The 15,472-nt window shown below is 68.9% G+C and carries 14 protein-coding genes; 11 read left to right on the top strand and 3 right to left on the bottom strand.

Annotated features, from left to right (window positions below):
* Positions 1-4: 4 nt before the first annotated feature.
* From J1M36_RS11920 to J1M36_RS11930, 3 genes are read right to left on the bottom strand one after another with little or no spacing between them, the layout of a single operon-like run.
* The gene (locus tag J1M36_RS11920; protein WP_206479826.1) at positions 5-877 is read right to left on the bottom strand and encodes an aldo/keto reductase; all 873 of its coding nucleotides are present in this window, start codon (positions 875-877) and stop codon (positions 5-7) included.
* Entirely contained in the window at positions 870-1,646 is a 777-nt protein-coding gene (locus J1M36_RS11925) for a 5'-methylthioadenosine/adenosylhomocysteine nucleosidase (RefSeq protein ID WP_342358348.1), read from the bottom strand. Before J1M36_RS11925 ends, J1M36_RS11920 begins: the two co-directional genes overlap by 8 nt.
* On the bottom strand, positions 1,643-2,101 hold the full coding sequence (locus J1M36_RS11930; protein ID WP_035963447.1) for an S-ribosylhomocysteine lyase: 459 nt from the start codon (positions 2,099-2,101) through the stop codon (positions 1,643-1,645). The genes J1M36_RS11925 and J1M36_RS11930 overlap by 4 nt, the downstream gene beginning before the upstream one ends.
* Before the next feature lie 326 nt (positions 2,102-2,427).
* Here J1M36_RS11930 and rpsO point away from each other — a divergent pair, with 326 nt between their 5' ends.
* The 11 genes from rpsO (at position 2,428) to J1M36_RS11985 (ending at position 15,402) form a co-directional block, all read left to right on the top strand.
* Positions 2,428-2,697 (top strand): 30S ribosomal protein S15, encoded by a 270-nt coding sequence (gene rpsO / locus J1M36_RS11935; protein ID WP_035963435.1) that lies wholly within the window; start codon positions 2,428-2,430, stop codon positions 2,695-2,697.
* 244 nt (positions 2,698-2,941) lie between these two features.
* The gene (locus tag J1M36_RS11940; RefSeq protein WP_206479827.1) at positions 2,942-5,200 is read left to right on the top strand and encodes a polyribonucleotide nucleotidyltransferase; all 2,259 of its coding nucleotides are present in this window, start codon (positions 2,942-2,944) and stop codon (positions 5,198-5,200) included.
* Between the two features lie 21 nt (positions 5,201-5,221).
* Complete coding sequence (locus J1M36_RS11945) at positions 5,222-6,625, top strand: pitrilysin family protein (protein WP_206479829.1); 1,404 nt, start codon at positions 5,222-5,224, stop codon at positions 6,623-6,625.
* 11 nt (positions 6,626-6,636) lie between these two features.
* A complete protein-coding gene (gene dapB / locus J1M36_RS11950; protein ID WP_064845960.1) occupies positions 6,637-7,395 on the top strand; it encodes a 4-hydroxy-tetrahydrodipicolinate reductase in 759 nt (252 codons plus the stop codon).
* A complete protein-coding gene (locus J1M36_RS11955; protein ID WP_064845959.1) occupies positions 7,392-8,027 on the top strand; it encodes a hypothetical protein in 636 nt (211 codons plus the stop codon). Before dapB ends, J1M36_RS11955 begins: the two co-directional genes overlap by 4 nt.
* A 9-nt stretch (positions 8,028-8,036) precedes the next feature.
* On the top strand, positions 8,037-8,972 hold the full coding sequence (dapA, locus tag J1M36_RS11960) for a 4-hydroxy-tetrahydrodipicolinate synthase (RefSeq protein WP_167318654.1): 936 nt from the start codon (positions 8,037-8,039) through the stop codon (positions 8,970-8,972).
* 15 nt (positions 8,973-8,987) lie between these two features.
* Entirely contained in the window at positions 8,988-10,682 is a 1,695-nt protein-coding gene (locus J1M36_RS11965) for a ribonuclease J (protein WP_064845957.1), read from the top strand.
* 82 nt (positions 10,683-10,764) lie between these two features.
* Positions 10,765-13,704, top strand: coding sequence for a DNA translocase FtsK (locus tag J1M36_RS11970; protein ID WP_206479831.1), 2,940 nt, complete (start codon positions 10,765-10,767; stop codon positions 13,702-13,704).
* Positions 13,701-14,333, top strand: coding sequence for a CDP-diacylglycerol--glycerol-3-phosphate 3-phosphatidyltransferase (gene pgsA / locus J1M36_RS11975; protein ID WP_064845955.1), 633 nt, complete (start codon positions 13,701-13,703; stop codon positions 14,331-14,333). Before J1M36_RS11970 ends, pgsA begins: the two co-directional genes overlap by 4 nt.
* Positions 14,330-14,827 carry a CinA family protein gene (locus J1M36_RS11980; protein ID WP_145005462.1) on the top strand — a complete coding sequence of 166 codons (498 nt, stop codon included), beginning with the start codon at positions 14,330-14,332 and terminating at the stop codon, positions 14,825-14,827. The genes pgsA and J1M36_RS11980 overlap by 4 nt, the downstream gene beginning before the upstream one ends.
* Before the next feature lie 149 nt (positions 14,828-14,976).
* Positions 14,977-15,402 carry a helix-turn-helix domain-containing protein gene (locus J1M36_RS11985; RefSeq protein WP_064845953.1) on the top strand — a complete coding sequence of 142 codons (426 nt, stop codon included), beginning with the start codon at positions 14,977-14,979 and terminating at the stop codon, positions 15,400-15,402.
* The last annotated feature ends 70 nt before the right edge of the window (positions 15,403-15,472 follow it).

Genomic DNA, 15,472 nt, shown 5'->3' on the forward strand with positions numbered 1-15,472 from the left:
CTGATCACATCTCCTCGTGCATGGAGGGGTCGAACCCCGAACCGCTGATGCCGGTGTGCAGCATGCGCACCCGTTCCATCTGCTCGTCCGTGAGTTCCCACTCGAACACGTCGATGTTCTCCGCCATGCGCTCGGTGTTCGAGGACTTGGGGATCGCCACGATGCTCGACTGCACGTGCCAGCGCAGCGCCACCTGGGCCGGGGTGCGTCCCACCTTGCGTGCGATCTCCACGAGCCACGGGTCCTGCAGGAGGTCCGTCTTGCGCCCCAGCGGGGACCACGCCTCGGTGAGGATCTTGTGCTCCTCGTGGAACGCCCGCAGGGTCTCTTGCTGGTACTGCGGGTGCAGCTCCACTTGGTTGACCACGGGCATTTCCCCGGTCTCCCGCTCCAGGCGCAGGAGGTGCTCGGGCAGGAAGTTGGACACACCGATCGAGCGGATGAGGCCCTCGTCGCGCGCGGCCATCATGGCGCGCCACGTGTCCAGGTAGCGGTCCACGCTGGGGTTGGGCCAATGGATCAGGTAGAGGTCCAGGTAGTCCGTGCCGAGCCGTTCGAGCGTGCCCTCGAGTGACCGCCGCACGCTGTCCGTACCGTGGTCCCGGCCCGGGAGCTTGGACGTGAGGAACAGGTCCGAGCGGGGGATGTCGCAATAGCGCACACCGAGGCCCACGCCGCGTTCGTTGCCGTAGTTCACCGCGGTGTCGATGAGCCGGTAGCCGCGCCACACGGCCTCGGGGATCAGGGCCTCGGCCTCGGCGTCGTCCATGGGGTACGTGCCGAACCCCAGCTGGGGGATCTCGTGACCGTCGCGCAGCACGTGCTTGGCGACGTCCGGGGCGGCGTCCTTCAGGTCCTTGGTCTTGTCGTCACTCATGCGTTCCTCGTTCTCCTCGACGTGTGGGTGGCTGGACGGGCGGGAGCCCGCCGAGCAGTTCGGTCACGGCCTGGGCGCTGATCCGGGCCACGATGTCCAGTTCCATGTGGAACTGCTGGTCCGCGGCGGGACCGCACAGGTCCGAAATCGCGCGCACGGCCAGGAAGGGCACGCCACGGTCGTGGCACACGTGCGCGAGCGCCGTGGTCTCCATGTCCGTGCTCAGGGCCTCGGGGAACACCTCGCGGGTCGCTCCCACGTTGCGCGTCGTGACGAACGCGCCGCCCGAGAGCATCGTCCCGCGCCACGCGGCGTAGCCCTCTGCGGCCGCGAGGCTGCTCGCGGCCGTCACGAGCTCCGACGACGCCGCGAAGGCCGGGGGCATCCCGGGCACCTGTCCCGGTTCGTACCCGAAGGCGGTCGCGTCCGCGTCCGCGTAGCGGAACTCGGTGCCGATCACCAGGTCACCCACGTTGACGTCCGCGCGCAGGCCCCCGGCGGAACCGGCGGAGATCACGGCGCTCGGTTCGAACCGTTCCAGCATCGCGCTCAGGGTCGACGCGGCATTGACCAATCCGATCCCGGTGCGCACCACGAGCACGGGGCGCCCCGCGGCCTCGACGGCGTACAGCTCGGCACCGCCGATCACATGGGGGTTCTCGCAGCGGGAGTCGGCGTCCGCGAGGAACGGTTCGGCCTCCTCCGCCATGGCGACCACGACGGCCGGTGCGCCCACGCACGCGGCGAACCGTGCGGCGTCGTCCGTCACCGCGTGACCTCGTCCCAGTGCTCGCGTTCGGCCAGGAATCCGCGCACCGCGTCCTGGGCGGCCTCGAGGCTGTGGTTGGCGCCCCAGCCGCACTGCACCTCGTTCGCGGCCGGGACTTCGTCCGCCTCGAGGATGTCTCGGAAGGTGCGCTCGAGCAGGCGCTCGAACTCCTCGGTCTCCACTCCCAGCATGAGCGCGTAGAAACCGGTCTGGCAGCCCATGGGGGAGAAGTCGATCAGGGCGTCCGTGTGATTGCGCATGTGCTCCGCGGTGAGGTGCTCGATCGAGTGCACCGCCGGCATCTCCAGGTGCGCCTGGTTGGGCTGGGTGAAGCGGACGTCGTACTTCACGAGGGTGTCACCACCCGGCAGTTCCTTCCGATCCGCGATCCGCACATAGGGGGCGGCCACGCTGCGGTGGTCCAGGTTGAATGATTCGACGTTCATCTTCTGCATGCCCCCATTGTTCCAGGTCGGTCCCGCTTCGCACGTCCGGGGCGCTCCCGCGGGGCGGCGACGTCGCTCCCGTTGGACGGCGCTGGCCCTCCCGCGGGATTGCGACGGCGCTGCCGCACCGTGGGGGTGCGGGGCCCTGCAGCGGTGCGCCGCGCCGTCGTCCGCCGAGTGGTGACGGCCCTTACGGTGCCCCGGCGGAGGATCGGTTAGGATGGACGCTGGTCTGACTGCGGTCCGTGGCGGTCCGACCCCGGGAGCTCGCTCCCGGACCCCGGGCGAGAATCTCACGCACCGGGCGGTCACGGTACTGACTCGAGGAGTTACACATGGCCCTGGATGCCACGATCAAGAACCAGATCATCACCGAGTACGCGACGCACGAGGGTGACACCGGTTCGCCCGAGGTGCAGATCGCGGTGCTGTCCCGTCGGATCTCCGATCTGACCGAGCACCTGAAGATGCACAAGCACGACCACCACACCCGCCGTGGCCTCATGGCCCTGGTGGGACGGCGTCGTCGCATGCTGGACTACCTGCGTCGCACCGACATCGCCCGCTACCGTGCGCTCATCGAGCGCCTCGGCCTGCGCAAGTGATGTGACCGGTTCCCCGTGCCCTGTCGGAGCGCGGGGAACCGCCGCAACCGGCGCTGTTCGTGACGAACACCGCCACCCGGACCGCGTGTCCGGACAATCCAACGAGAAATCACGTCATGGCGTGACCGCGCTGCATGTCGCGGTCCTCGACAGTGGCCTTCGCAACGCTCACGCGCTGCGAGCGCCTCGATCGAAGACCGGTGTGTCGCGCGGATCGCGCACCACGAAGAAACGGAGGTGACCCTTGGAGGGTCCCGAAATCCAGAGTGCAGAAGCCGTTATCGACAACGGCTCGTACGGCAAGCGCGTCGTGCGCTTCGAAACCGGCCGACTCGCCCGCCAGGCCGCGGGTTCGGCCATGGTCTACATCGACGAAGAGACCTCCATGCTCTCGGCCACGGCCGTGGGCAAGCACCCGCGGGAGGGCTTCGACTTCTTCCCGCTCACGGTGGACGTCGAGGAGCGGATGTACGCCGCGGGTCGCATCCCCGGTTCGTTCTTCCGCCGTGAGGGTCGCCCGTCCACGGACGCGATCCTCACGTGCCGTCTGATCGACCGCCCGCTGCGCCCCGCGTTCGGCAAGGGCCTGCGCAACGAGGTGCAGGTGGTCGTGACCGTCATGTCCATCGCCCCGGACGAGATCTACAACACCGTGGCGATCAACGCCGCGTCCATGTCCACGACCCTGTCCGGGCTGCCCTTCCAGGGCCCCGTGGGCGGCGTGCGCATGGCGCTCATGGCCCAGGAGAACGGTTCCCATCAGTGGATCGCGTTCCCTAAGCACTCGCAGCTGGAGAACGCCGTGTTCGACATGGCCGTGGCCGGCCGCGTGGTGAGCACCAAGGACGGCGGCTCGGACGTCGCGATCATGATGGTCGAGGCCGAGGCCACCGACAACGCCTGGGAGCTCATCAAGGGCCAGGGCGCGGTTGCACCGACCGAGGAGCTCGTGGCCGAGGGCCTCGAGGCCTCCAAGCCGTTCATCAAGGCCCTGTGCGACGCCCAGGCGGATCTCGCCTCCCGCACCGCCAAGCCCGAGCTGGACCTGCCTCGCTTCGGCGGGTACGGGGACGACGCCGCCGAGGCCGTCAAGGACTTCGTGGGCGAGCGCATGGCGGAGGTCTACTCGATCGCTGGCAAGCAGGAGCGCGAGGCCGCGACCGACGAACTGCACCAGTCCACGCTGGCCGAGCTCACGGGCGAGGGCAAGGCCTTCGAGGGCCGCGCGGACGAGGTCAACGGTGCCTACCAGGCCCTGACCAAGCAGACCGTGCGCCAGCGCATCCTCAAGGACAAGGTGCGCATCGACGGCCGCGGTCTCACGGACATCCGTCAGCTCAGCGCCGAGGTGGACGTGCTCCCGCGCGTGCACGGTTCCGCGCTGTTCGAGCGCGGAGAGACCCAGATCATGGGTGTCACCACGCTGAACATGCTCAAGCTGGAGCAGCAGATCGACTCGCTGGCCCCGGTCAAGCACAAGCGTTACATCCACCACTACAACTTCCCTCCGTACTCCACGGGTGAGACCGGCCGCGTGGGTTCGCCCAAGCGCCGCGAGATCGGTCACGGCGCGCTCGCCGAGCGTGCGATCACGCCCGTGCTGCCCTCTCGGGAGGAGTTCCCGTACGCGATCCGTCAGGTCTCCGAAGCGCTGGGGTCCAACGGCTCCACGTCCATGGGTTCCGTGTGCGCGTCCACGCTGTCGCTGTACAACGCCGGTGTGCCGCTGCGCGCTCCCGTGGCCGGTATCGCCATGGGCCTGGTCTCCGACACCGTCAACGGCGAGGTCCAGTACGCGGCCCTGACCGACATCCTCGGTGCGGAGGACGCGCTGGGTGATATGGACTTCAAGGTCGCCGGTACGTCCGAGTTCGTGACCGCGATCCAGCTGGACACCAAGCTGGACGGTATCCCCGCCTCGGTCCTGGCCTCGGCCCTGACCCAGGCCCGCGAGGCCCGGCTCTACATCCTGGACGTGCTGACCTCCGCGATCGACGCCCCGGACGAGATGAGCGAGTTCGCGCCGCGCGTGATCTCGGTGAACGTGCCCGTGTCCAAGATCGGTGAGGTGATCGGCCCCAAGGGCAAGATGATCAACCAGATCCAGGAGGACACCGGCACCGACATCTCCATCGAGGACGACGGCACCGTGTACATCGGCGCCACGGACGGCCCCTCCGCGGAGGCCGCGCGCTCGGCGATCAACGCGATCGCGAACCCGCAGGTCCCCGAGGTGGGCGAGCGCTACCTGGGCACCGTGGTCAAGACCACCACGTTCGGTGCGTTCGTGTCCCTGACCCCGGGCAAGGATGGTCTGCTCCACATCTCCGAGATGCGCAAGCTCAACGACAGCAAGCGCGTCAACGAGGTCGACGACGTCGTGTCCGTGGGCCAGAAGGTCCAGGTGGAGATCACCAAGGTGGACGACCGCGGCAAGCTGTCCCTCGCGCCCGTCGTGGCCGAGTCCGAGGCCCCGGCCGAGTCCTCCGACGACGAGAACTGAGCAGAGGGTGTTCGTTACTAGATGACAGTTGTTCACCTTCCCCTGAGGGCGGGCGATCCCGCGGAGCACGTCTCCGGCGGGGCCGCCCGCCTTCGGGCGTATTCGGCCGCGGCGCAGGCGCCGGGCTTCACCCACGTGGTGCACGACGACGCCGAGGGCGCCGTGATCATGCGCACCGTCCTGCCGTGCGGGACCAGGGTGCTCACCGAGAAGATGCCCGGGCAGCGTTCGGTGTCCGTGGGGTTCTGGGTGAGCCTGGGCTCGCGTGACGAGGCCCCGGGCATGCTCGGTTCCACGCACTTCCTGGAGCACCTGCTGTTCAAGGGCACCTCCCGGCGCAGTTCGCTCGAGATCGCGGAGGCCTTCGACCGCGTGGGCGGGGAGTCCAACGCGTTCACGGCCCACGAACACACGTGCTACCACGCACGGGTGCTCTCCGAGCAGTTGCCCATGGCCGTGGACGTGCTCGCGGACATGTTCACCGGTGCCGTCCTGGACCCCGAGGAGTTCGACCGCGAACGCGGCGTGATCCTCGAGGAGATCGCCATGGACCGGGACGATCCCACGGACTTCGCGTTCGAACAGTTCAACGCCGAGGTGCTCCACGGATCCGCGCTCGCGCGGCCCATCGCGGGCACCCCCGAGGAGATCCGCTCCGTGACCCGTGACGCGGTGTGGCAGCACTACCGCGGCTCCTACCGCCCCGAGAACCTCGTGGTCACGGTGGCCGGGGGTCTCGACCACGACCGCGTCGTCGAACTCGTGCGCGAGTCCTTGGCCCGCGCGGGCTGGGACCCGGACGCGACCGGTCACGCCGGTGCCCGGCGGGACTCTTCGCCGGCGCAGCTGACGCCCCTGGTGGGGACCCACACGTTCGAGCGCCCGGTCGAGCAGGCCCACGTGGTGCTGGGCGGCGCCGGACTGCAGTCGGGGGACGAGCGTCGCTTCGCGATGACCGTGCTCAACGCCGCCCTGGGTGGCGGGATGTCCTCGCGGTTGTTCCACACCATCCGGGAGCAGAAGGGGCTCGCGTACTCCACGTTCTCCTTCTCGGGCTCCTACTCGGACGCCGGGTTCTTCGGGATGTACGCGGGGTGCACGGGCGAGCGCGTGGACCAGGTCAGCGAGCTCATGCGCGCCGAGCTGGACCGGCTCGCCCAGGACGGGATGGATGCGGCAGAACTCGCGAAGGTCGAGGGCCAACTCAGCGGTGCCACGGTCCTCGCCCTCGAGGACACAGGGTCACGGATGTCCCGGCTGGGGTCCGCGGAACTGAAGACGGGCATCTTCATGGACGTGGACGAGTCCCTGCGGCGCATCCGCGCCGTGACGTCCGAGGACGTGCAGGCACTGGCAGCGCAATTGTCCGCGGACGCCACGGTGCGCACCGTGGTGGGGCCGCACGTCGAGCAGAACCAGGAATGAGGCGGGATCACATGAACGAGCAGATCAAGGTGGCCGTACTGGGCCGCAACGGACGCATGGGCTCCGAGGCAGTGAAGGCCATCACGGACGCCTCGGACATGGAACTCGTCGCGGCCCTCGGTCGCGGTGACGACCTGCAGGAGATCGTGAGCTCCGGCGCCCAGGTGGTCGTGGACCTAACGGTCCCGAGCGCCACGCGGGAGAACGTGCGCTTCGCCGTGGAACACGGTATCCACGCGGTCGTGGGGACCACGGGCTGGGACGACGCCACTCTGGCCGAGCTCGAGTCGTGGCTCGCCGATTCCCCGGACACGGGTGTGCTGATCGCCCCCAATTTCGCGGTGGGTGCGGTGCTCGCCATGAAGTTCTCCGAGATGGCCGCGGCGTTCTTCGAGTCCGTGGAGATCGTGGAGCTGCACCACCCCCAGAAGCTCGACGCCCCGTCCGGTACCGCGGCGCGAACCGCCGCGCTCGTGGCCGCCGCGCGCGAACGGGCCGGTGTGGCGCCGTCGCCGGATGCCACGGAATCCGATCCGCACGGCGCACGCGGTGCGGACCTGGACGGTGTGCACGTGCACTCGGTGCGGTTACGCGGGCTCGTGGCCCACCAGGAGACCCTGCTGGGCAACACGGGGGAGCAGCTGACCGTGCGCCACGATTCCTTCGACCGCGTGTCCTTCATGACGGGTGTGCTGTTGGGCGTGCGCTCGGTCGCGAAGCACCCGGGGCTGACCCACGGCTTGGACGGCTACATGGACCTGGGGCTGTGAGCCGCGCCCGTTCCTTCTCCGGTCTGCGCTGGTGGGCCACGGCCGTGATCGTGCTGCTCGTGATCACGGTGCTTATCCTGCCGATCTCCGTGGGCTCCAAGATCTGGCTCGTCGCCATGCTCGCGTTCGCCGCGGTGTTCACCGTGCTCGAGGTGGGTGCGAAGGGTCGTATCCTGGCCGCGCTCATGATCGGGCTGCTGGCCCTGTACCTCGCCTTGGCCCTCCACCGGGCGGTCCTGTTGCTCGGCACGGGGGGCTGGCTGCCCACCCTGCTGGGCGTGGCCATGCTCGTGATCCCCGCGGTGGGCACGTGGGCCATGGTGCGCGAGATCGTCTTCGGCGCCCGCACAGAACGCCTCGGCCGGGAACTCGCCGCGCGCGGTGAGCTTCCCGCGGACGATCTGCCGAGGACCCCGTCCGGACGGTACGTGCGGGCCGCCGCGGACGAGCACTTCGACGTCGTGCGCCGCGAGGTCGAGGCGTTCCCCGCAGACTGGGGCGGGTGGTACCGACTGAGCCTCGCGTACTCCGCGAGCGGCGACGGCCGGCGGGCCCGCAGGTCCATGCGCACCGCCATAGCCCTACATCGGGGGACGGATCCGGAAACGGTGCTCGCCCGCTCTGGGCGGTAACCTGTGGATATGACACACGACAGCGCACCTGCGCGGACGCAGCGGTCCGCGCCCATGTTCGGGTCCCTGCTCACTGCCATGGTCACGGTCTTCCACGACGACGGCTCGGTGGATCTCGAGGCCACGGGTCGCCTCGCCGAGCAACTCGTGGACGACGGTTGTGACGGTCTGGTGGTGTGCGGCACCACCGGTGAGTACTCCACTATGACCGACCAGGAGAACCTTTCGGTCTTCCGTGCCGTCAAGGATGCCGTGGGCGGGCGCGTGCCGCTGCTCGCGGGGACCGGTTCGAACGACACCGAGCACTCTCGCTTCCTGTGCCTCGAGGCGCAGAAGATCGGGATGGACGGCCTGCTGATCGTCACCCCGTACTACAACAAGCCCAGCCAGGCGGGGGTCGAGGCGCACTTCCGTTCGCTCGCGGACTCCGTGGACACGCCCGTCATGGTGTACGACATCCCCGGGCGCTCGGGGATCCCGATCGAGCCCGAGACCATGATCTCTCTGGCCTCCCACCCGAACATCGTGGCCGTCAAGGACGCCAAGGCGGACTTCATGGCCGCCGCCCGGGTCATGGCCGAGACGGACCTGCTCTTCTACTCCGGCGACGACGGTCTCACCCTCCCGTGGATCGCGCTCGGCGCGTCCGGGCTCGTGGGTGTGACCACCCACATCGACACCCCGCGCTACCGCCAACTCGTGGACGCCTCCCTGGCGGGGGACCTCGAGACCGCGCAGCGGCTCAATGAGGAGTTGTTGCCGCTCGTGCGTGCCACCATGACCCGGATCCCCGGGGCCGTGGCCGCGAAGACCATTCTTCATTGGCAGGGCCGCCTGCCGAACAACACGGTGCGCTTGCCGCACGTGACACCCACACAGGCCGAGCTGGAGCAGATCCGCTCGGACCTGAGCACGTCGGTCATCGCCGACACGCTGACCACCTGAGATGAAAGGGGTCTCATGACCCATTGGAACACCACCGACCTCTCCGAACCGTCGGCACTCGCGAAGGACACCCTGCGAGTCATCCCCCTGGGCGGTCTGGGCGAGGTCGGTCGGAACATGACCGTGTTCGAGATCAACGGGCAGCTGCTCGTGGTCGACTGCGGTGTCCTGTTCCCCGAGGAAACCCAGCCCGGCGTGGACCTGATCCTGCCGGACATCAACCACATCCGTGAGCGCCTCGACGACATCGTCGCGATCGTGCTCACCCACGGGCACGAGGACCACATCGGCGCGGTCCCGTACCTGCTCAAGCGCCGCCCGGACATCCCCATCCTGGGCTCGCAGCTCACGCTCGCGTTGATCGAGGCCAAGCTGCAGGAGCACCGGATCAAGCCCTTCACCATGGCCGTGCGCGAGGGCCAGGTGGAGCGCCTCGGTGAGTTCGAGTGCGAATTCGTGGCCGTGAACCACTCCATCCCGGACGCCCTGGCAGTGTTCCTGCGCACCAAGGCCGGGACCGTGCTGCACACCGGTGACTTCAAGATGGACCAGCTGCCCCTGGACGGGCGGATCACGGACCTGCGTCACTTCGCCCGCCTGGGCGAGGAGGGTGTAGACCTGTTCCTCACGGACTCCACCAACGCCGAGGTTCCCGGGTTCATCGCGTCCGAGAAGGCCATCGGTCCCGTGCTCGCAGACGTGGTCGCCCGCGCCAAGCAGCGTGTGATCGTGGCGTCGTTCTCCTCCCACGTCCACCGCGTGCAGCAGGTGCTCGACGCCGCCGTGGCCAGTGGTCGCAAGGTCGTCCTGATGGGCCGATCCATGATCCGCAACATGGCGATCGCCGAGAAGCTCGGCTACCTGGACGTGCCGCCCAACGTGCTCGTGGACCAGAAGAAGGTGGGCGACTACCGGGACGACCAGATCGTCATCATGTGCACCGGTTCCCAGGGTGAGCCCATGGCCGCGCTGTCCCGCATGGCCAACGGGGACCACAAGGTCCAGGTCAACGCCGGGGACACCGTGATCCTGGCGTCCTCACTGATCCCGGGCAACGAGAACTCCGTGTTCCGCGTGATCAACGGGCTCATGCGCCTGGGCGCGGACGTGGTGCACAAGGGAAACGCCAAGGTCCATGTCTCGGGTCACGCCGGGGCGGGCGAGTTGCTGTACTGCTACAACATCGTGGAACCCGAGTACGTCATGCCGGTCCACGGCGAGATCCGGCACCTGATCGCCAACGGCAACCTGGCCCAGGAAACCGGCGTCCCCGCGGACCACGTGCTGCTCGCGGAGAACGGCACCGTGGTGGACATGCATTCCGGCGCGGCCAAAATCACCGGGCAGGTGGAATGCGGGTTCATCTACGTGGACGGCTCCTCCGTGGGTGAGATCACGGACGCGGACCTCAAGGACCGCATGACCCTCGGTGAGGAGGGCTTCATCTCCGTGATCACCGTGGTCAACCGGGACACCGGCAAGATCGTCTCCGGCCCGGACATCCACGCGCGCGGCGTGGCCGAGGAGGACACCGTGTTCAACGAGATCCGCCCCCGGATCTCCGCGGCCCTCGAGGACGCGCTCGGCGAGAGCGGCAAAAACCACACGACCCACCAGTTGCAGCAGATCGTGCGGCGCACCGTGGGCTCGTGGGTCTCCCGCAAGCTGCGGCGCAAGCCCATGATCGTGCCCGTGGTCGTCGAGGCCTGACGCCCCGAACCACCGCACTGAGCAGCGGCCCGCCTGGATCCGACTCCGGGCGGGCCGCTGCGCGTCCGGGTACCCTGGGGGCATGGCGTCTCGAACTTCCCCCGCGCGCTCCTCGAAGGCCTCCGGCAGGTCCTCGAGTTCCGCGCGTTCCCCTAAGAACGGCAAGAAGGCCCCCGCACGGTCCACGTCTGCACGCTCCGGATCCACGGGGCCCTCGGCCGGTTCCACCGCCCTGCACGGGGTGGTCAACGCGTGGTCCGGCGCCGGACACGTGGTGGGGGCCGCGGTGCGCCGCGTGGGGACCGTGCGCACGGACATGGCTCCCGAACAGCGCCGCGACGGCGGTGCGCTCGTGTGGCTCGTGCTCGCCGTCGTGATCGCCGCGGTCGAGTGGTGGAACCTGCGCGGCGTGGACCTCGCGCTCGTGGCGATCCCCGCGTCCTGGGTGCACGCGATCGTGGGCGGGACCTTCGGGTTCATGGCCCTCGTGCTGCCCATCTTCTGCTTCTTCTTCGCGATCCGCGTCTTCCGTCACCCCGAGGCCACGCAGGCCAACAACCGCATCGCGATCGGTCTGCTCGCGCTGTCCGTCGCCGGCGCGGGCACCGCGCACCTGCTGGGCGGCGCGCCCGGTCTGGGTGACGGGTTCGACGCCGTGTGGCGCGCGGGTGGTTTCGTGGGTTTCCTGGCCGCGGACCCGTTGGCGTCCCTGATCACCCGGTGGGGCGCGCTCGCGGTGTTCGTGCTGCTCGCGGCGTTGGCCGTGCTCGTCATGACCGCCACGCCCGTGGGGGAGATCGGGCCGCGCTTGCGCGAGCTCTACCGCCGTCTCACGGGCCAGTACGAGTCCCGCGCGACCGACGTCACCGATCCCGCGCACGACCGCTCCTACCTCGATCCCACCCGGCCCACACGCGAGAAGCGCTCCCGGCGCTCCGAGCGACGCAAGCAGCGCCACGAGCTGGAACGCTACGACGGTGACGAGGCGTTCGAGCGCGCTGTCGTGGGCGAGGCCAACCGCCGCGAGGCACGGGACGCGGGATCGACGAGCGTGTTCGACGTCGGCTCGCACGCGGAACGCTCCGCGCGCCGGGGTTCTGCCGGTGGGTCCTCCTCCGTGCGCGACGCCGCGCAGGCGGAGGGCTCTACCGCGGCGTCCGAGGTCCAGGACACCGACGCGATCCCGAACCCGGAGGTCGCCTTGCGCCCCGGCGAGAAGCGCCCCACCAAGTCCCAGCGCGCCGCCCAGAAATTACGCGAGGAGCAGGGGATCGCGCCCGCGGCGGACACCGCGGCGGCGTCGGACGCGCCCGCCCTCAAGGTGGACGATGACGCCCAGCCGCGCACCCACACGCCCGCGACACCCATCCCGGCCCGCTCCGAGCAGCTCAAGCTGCAGGGCGACGTCGCCTACAGCCTCCCGCCCGTGGCGGACCTCGTGCAGGGCCCGCCCGCCAAGGAACGCTCCGAGGCGAACGACCAGGTGGTCCGGGCGCTCACGAGCGTGCTCGAACAGTTCAAGGTGGACGCCGAGGTCACCGGCTTCTCGCGCGGGCCCACGGTCACGCGCTACGAGATCGAACTGGGCTCCGGGACCAAGGTGGAGCGCGTCACGGCGCTGTCCAAGAACATCGCGTACGCGGTGGCGTCCGCGGACGTGCGGATCCTCTCGCCCATCCCGGGCAAGTCCGCGATCGGCATCGAGATCCCCAACACGGATCGTGAGACCGTGGCGCTGGGGGACGTGCTGCGCTCGCAGAAGGCCCGGGCGTCCGAACACCCCATGATCATGGGCGTGGGCAAGGACGTGGAGGGCGGCTTCGTGCTCGCGAACCTCGCCAAGATGCCGCACATGCTCGTGGCCGGTGCTACCGGTGCGGGTAAGTCCTCGTTCGTGAACTCCATGATCGTCTCGATCCTCATGCGCTCCACCCCGGACGAGGTGCGCCTGGTCATGGTGGACCCCAAGCGTGTGGAACTCACCGCGTACGAGGGCGTGCCGCACCTGATCACCCCGATCATCACCAACCCCAAGAAGGCCGCCGAGGCCCTGCAGTGGGTCGTGCGGGAGATGGACGCGCGCTACGACGACCTCTCCCACTTCGGGTACAAGCACATCGACGACTTCAACAAGGCCGTGCGCAACGGGAAGGTGCAACCCGAACCCGGGTCCAAGCGCACCATCCGCCCCTACCCGTACCTGCTCGTGATCGTGGACGAGCTCGCGGACCTCATGATGGTGGCCCCGCGGGACGTCGAGGACGCGATCGTGCGGATCACCCAGCTCGCGCGTGCCGCAGGCATCCACCTCGTGCTCGCCACGCAGCGGCCCTCGGTGGACGTCGTGACCGGTCTGATCAAGGCCAACGTCCCGTCCCGGATGGCGTTCGCGACGTCCTCGGTCACCGACTCCCGCGTGGTGCTGGACCAGCCCGGTGCGGAGAAGCTGATCGGTCAGGGTGACGCCCTGTTCCTGCCCATGGGTGCGTCCAAGCCCATGCGTGTGCAGGGCGCGTGGGTCTCCGAGTCGGAGATCCACAAGGTCGTGGAGCACGTGAAGTCGCAGATGAGCACGCACTACCGCGACGACGTCGTGCAGGAAGCGCCCAAGAAGACGATCGACGAGGACATCGGGGACGACCTCGACGTCCTGCTGCAGGCCGCCGAGCTGATCATCACCACGCAGTTCGGGTCCACGTCCATGCTCCAGCGCAAGCTGCGCGTGGGTTTCGCGAAGGCCGGGCGGCTCATGGACCTGCTCGAGTCACGCGGCGTGGTCGGGGCGTCCGAGGGGTCCAAGGCACGTGACGTCCTCGTCAAGCCGGATGACCTCGCCGCGACCCTCGCCCTGATCCGCGGCGAGGAACCACCCGCGCAGAGTGCACCGGGCGCCGCAGACGGTGCGCTCGCGGCGTCGGCGTCCGGCGAGGACCTCGTGGCGGCGTCGCTGTCGAACGTGGCCCACAACTACCACGACGGGTCCGACCAATCCGAGGATGCATGGGAGTTGACGGGACGATGACGGTTAACGACGGCGCGGCGGCGCCCGGGGCGCCCGCCCCCAACGCCTCCAACTGGAACCTGCCGAATGCCCTGACGGCACTGCGGATCGTGATGGTCCCGTTCTTCGTGTGGTTCCTGGTGGCCGGGGGGACCCACGGCCAGGACTCCATGGGCATGCGCTGGGCCGCCGTGGTCACGTTCGGGCTCGCGATGCTCACGGACAAGCTCGACGGGGACATCGCCCGGGCGCGCAACCTCATCACGAGTTTCGGCAAGATCGCCGATCCCATCGCGGACAAACTGCTCACGGGTGCCGCGTTCGTGGTGCTATCCATGCTCGGGGAGCTGTGGTGGTGGGTCACGATCGTGATCCTGGTGCGCGAGTGGGGCATCACGCTCATGCGATTCGTGGTGATCCGCTACGGCGTGATGGCCGCGTCCAAGGGCGGCAAGACCAAGACCGTCCTGCAGACCGCGGCGCTGATCGCCCTGCTGTTGCCGCTCACCCCCTTCGTGGGGCAGTGGTGGCTGTGGTTCGCGTGGGTGCTCACCGCGCTCGCGTTGCTCGCCACCGTGATCACGGGCATCGACTACGTGATCAAGGCCGTGCAGTTGCGCAACCGGGCCGTGCGCGGGGATGCGGCGTGACAGAGGACCGGCCGGGGTACGACGCCGCGGAGCTCGTGCGCCGCGCCGTCGCCCGCGGGGTCACGGTGGGCACGGCCGAATCCCTCACCGGGGGCGCGCTCGCATCCGCGATCGTGACCGTGGCGGGTGCCTCGGCGTGTTTCGAGGGAGCGGTCGTGAGCTACTCGCACGCCGTCAAGGAACGCGTGCTGGGTGTGTCCCACGAGCTGCTCGAGGAACGCGGCGCGGTGGACCCGCAGGTCGCGGTGGCCATGGCCCGCGGGGCGCGCGAGCGCCTGGGCGTGGACTGGGCCGTGTCCACCACCGGGGTCGCCGGGCCGGAACCGCACGACGGACACCCCGTGGGAACCGTCTTCGTGGGGATCGCGGGTCCGGGTGTGGAGCGGGTGGAGCGTTTGGATCTCAGCGGTGACCGGGCCGAGATCCGGCAAGCCACCGTGGGCCGCGCGCTTGACGCATTGACGACTCAAATCTCATTCCCAGCCAACGCCTAGTGTTTTTAGGCCGCCGAGCGGGAACAATCGAACACGTAAGCCCGTTATGGATATCAGAGGTTGAGCCCGATGGGCTCAAGAGGCCTCGACCACTGCGTCGTCAGCGATGCAGAAGGCCCCGTCAATTCGTACGAGGAGAAGCAATTCACATGACGAAGCAACCCGTGTCTGTCAATGGTGTTGTCCGTTGGAAGGACGTGGGTGTGTCCGATGAAGCTCACGGGAAAACCAATGATGTCAAGGTCGGTGTCCTGCGTCAGGAGATAGGCGAGGTGCTGCGCAACGTCCGCCAGCGTCAGGGCCGGACCCTGCGCGAGGTCTCGCACAGTGCCCGCGTCTCGCTGGGGTACCTGAGCGAGGTGGAGCGAGGACAGAAGGAAGCCTCCTCCGAATTGCTCGCGTCCATCTGTGCGGCACTGGACATCCCCATGTCCCAGATGCTGCGCGAGGTCGCGGATCGTCTCGCCTACGCCGAGGGCACGTTCATCCCTGACACCGTGCCGTCCGAGCTCACGGAGGAGTTCACGCGGGAGATGCGTCAGTTGCGCGGTGGCACCGCCGCCGGCGCGCACTGAGTCAGACCCCGCTCGCTACGGCCGAACCGGCCGCGGTGCACCAGACCAACGAACGGACCCGCCCGGTGGG

The organism is Kocuria sp. KRD140 (assembly GCF_017168375.1).
GTDB classification, from domain to species: Bacteria; Actinomycetota; Actinomycetes; order Actinomycetales; family Micrococcaceae; genus Kocuria; species Kocuria marina.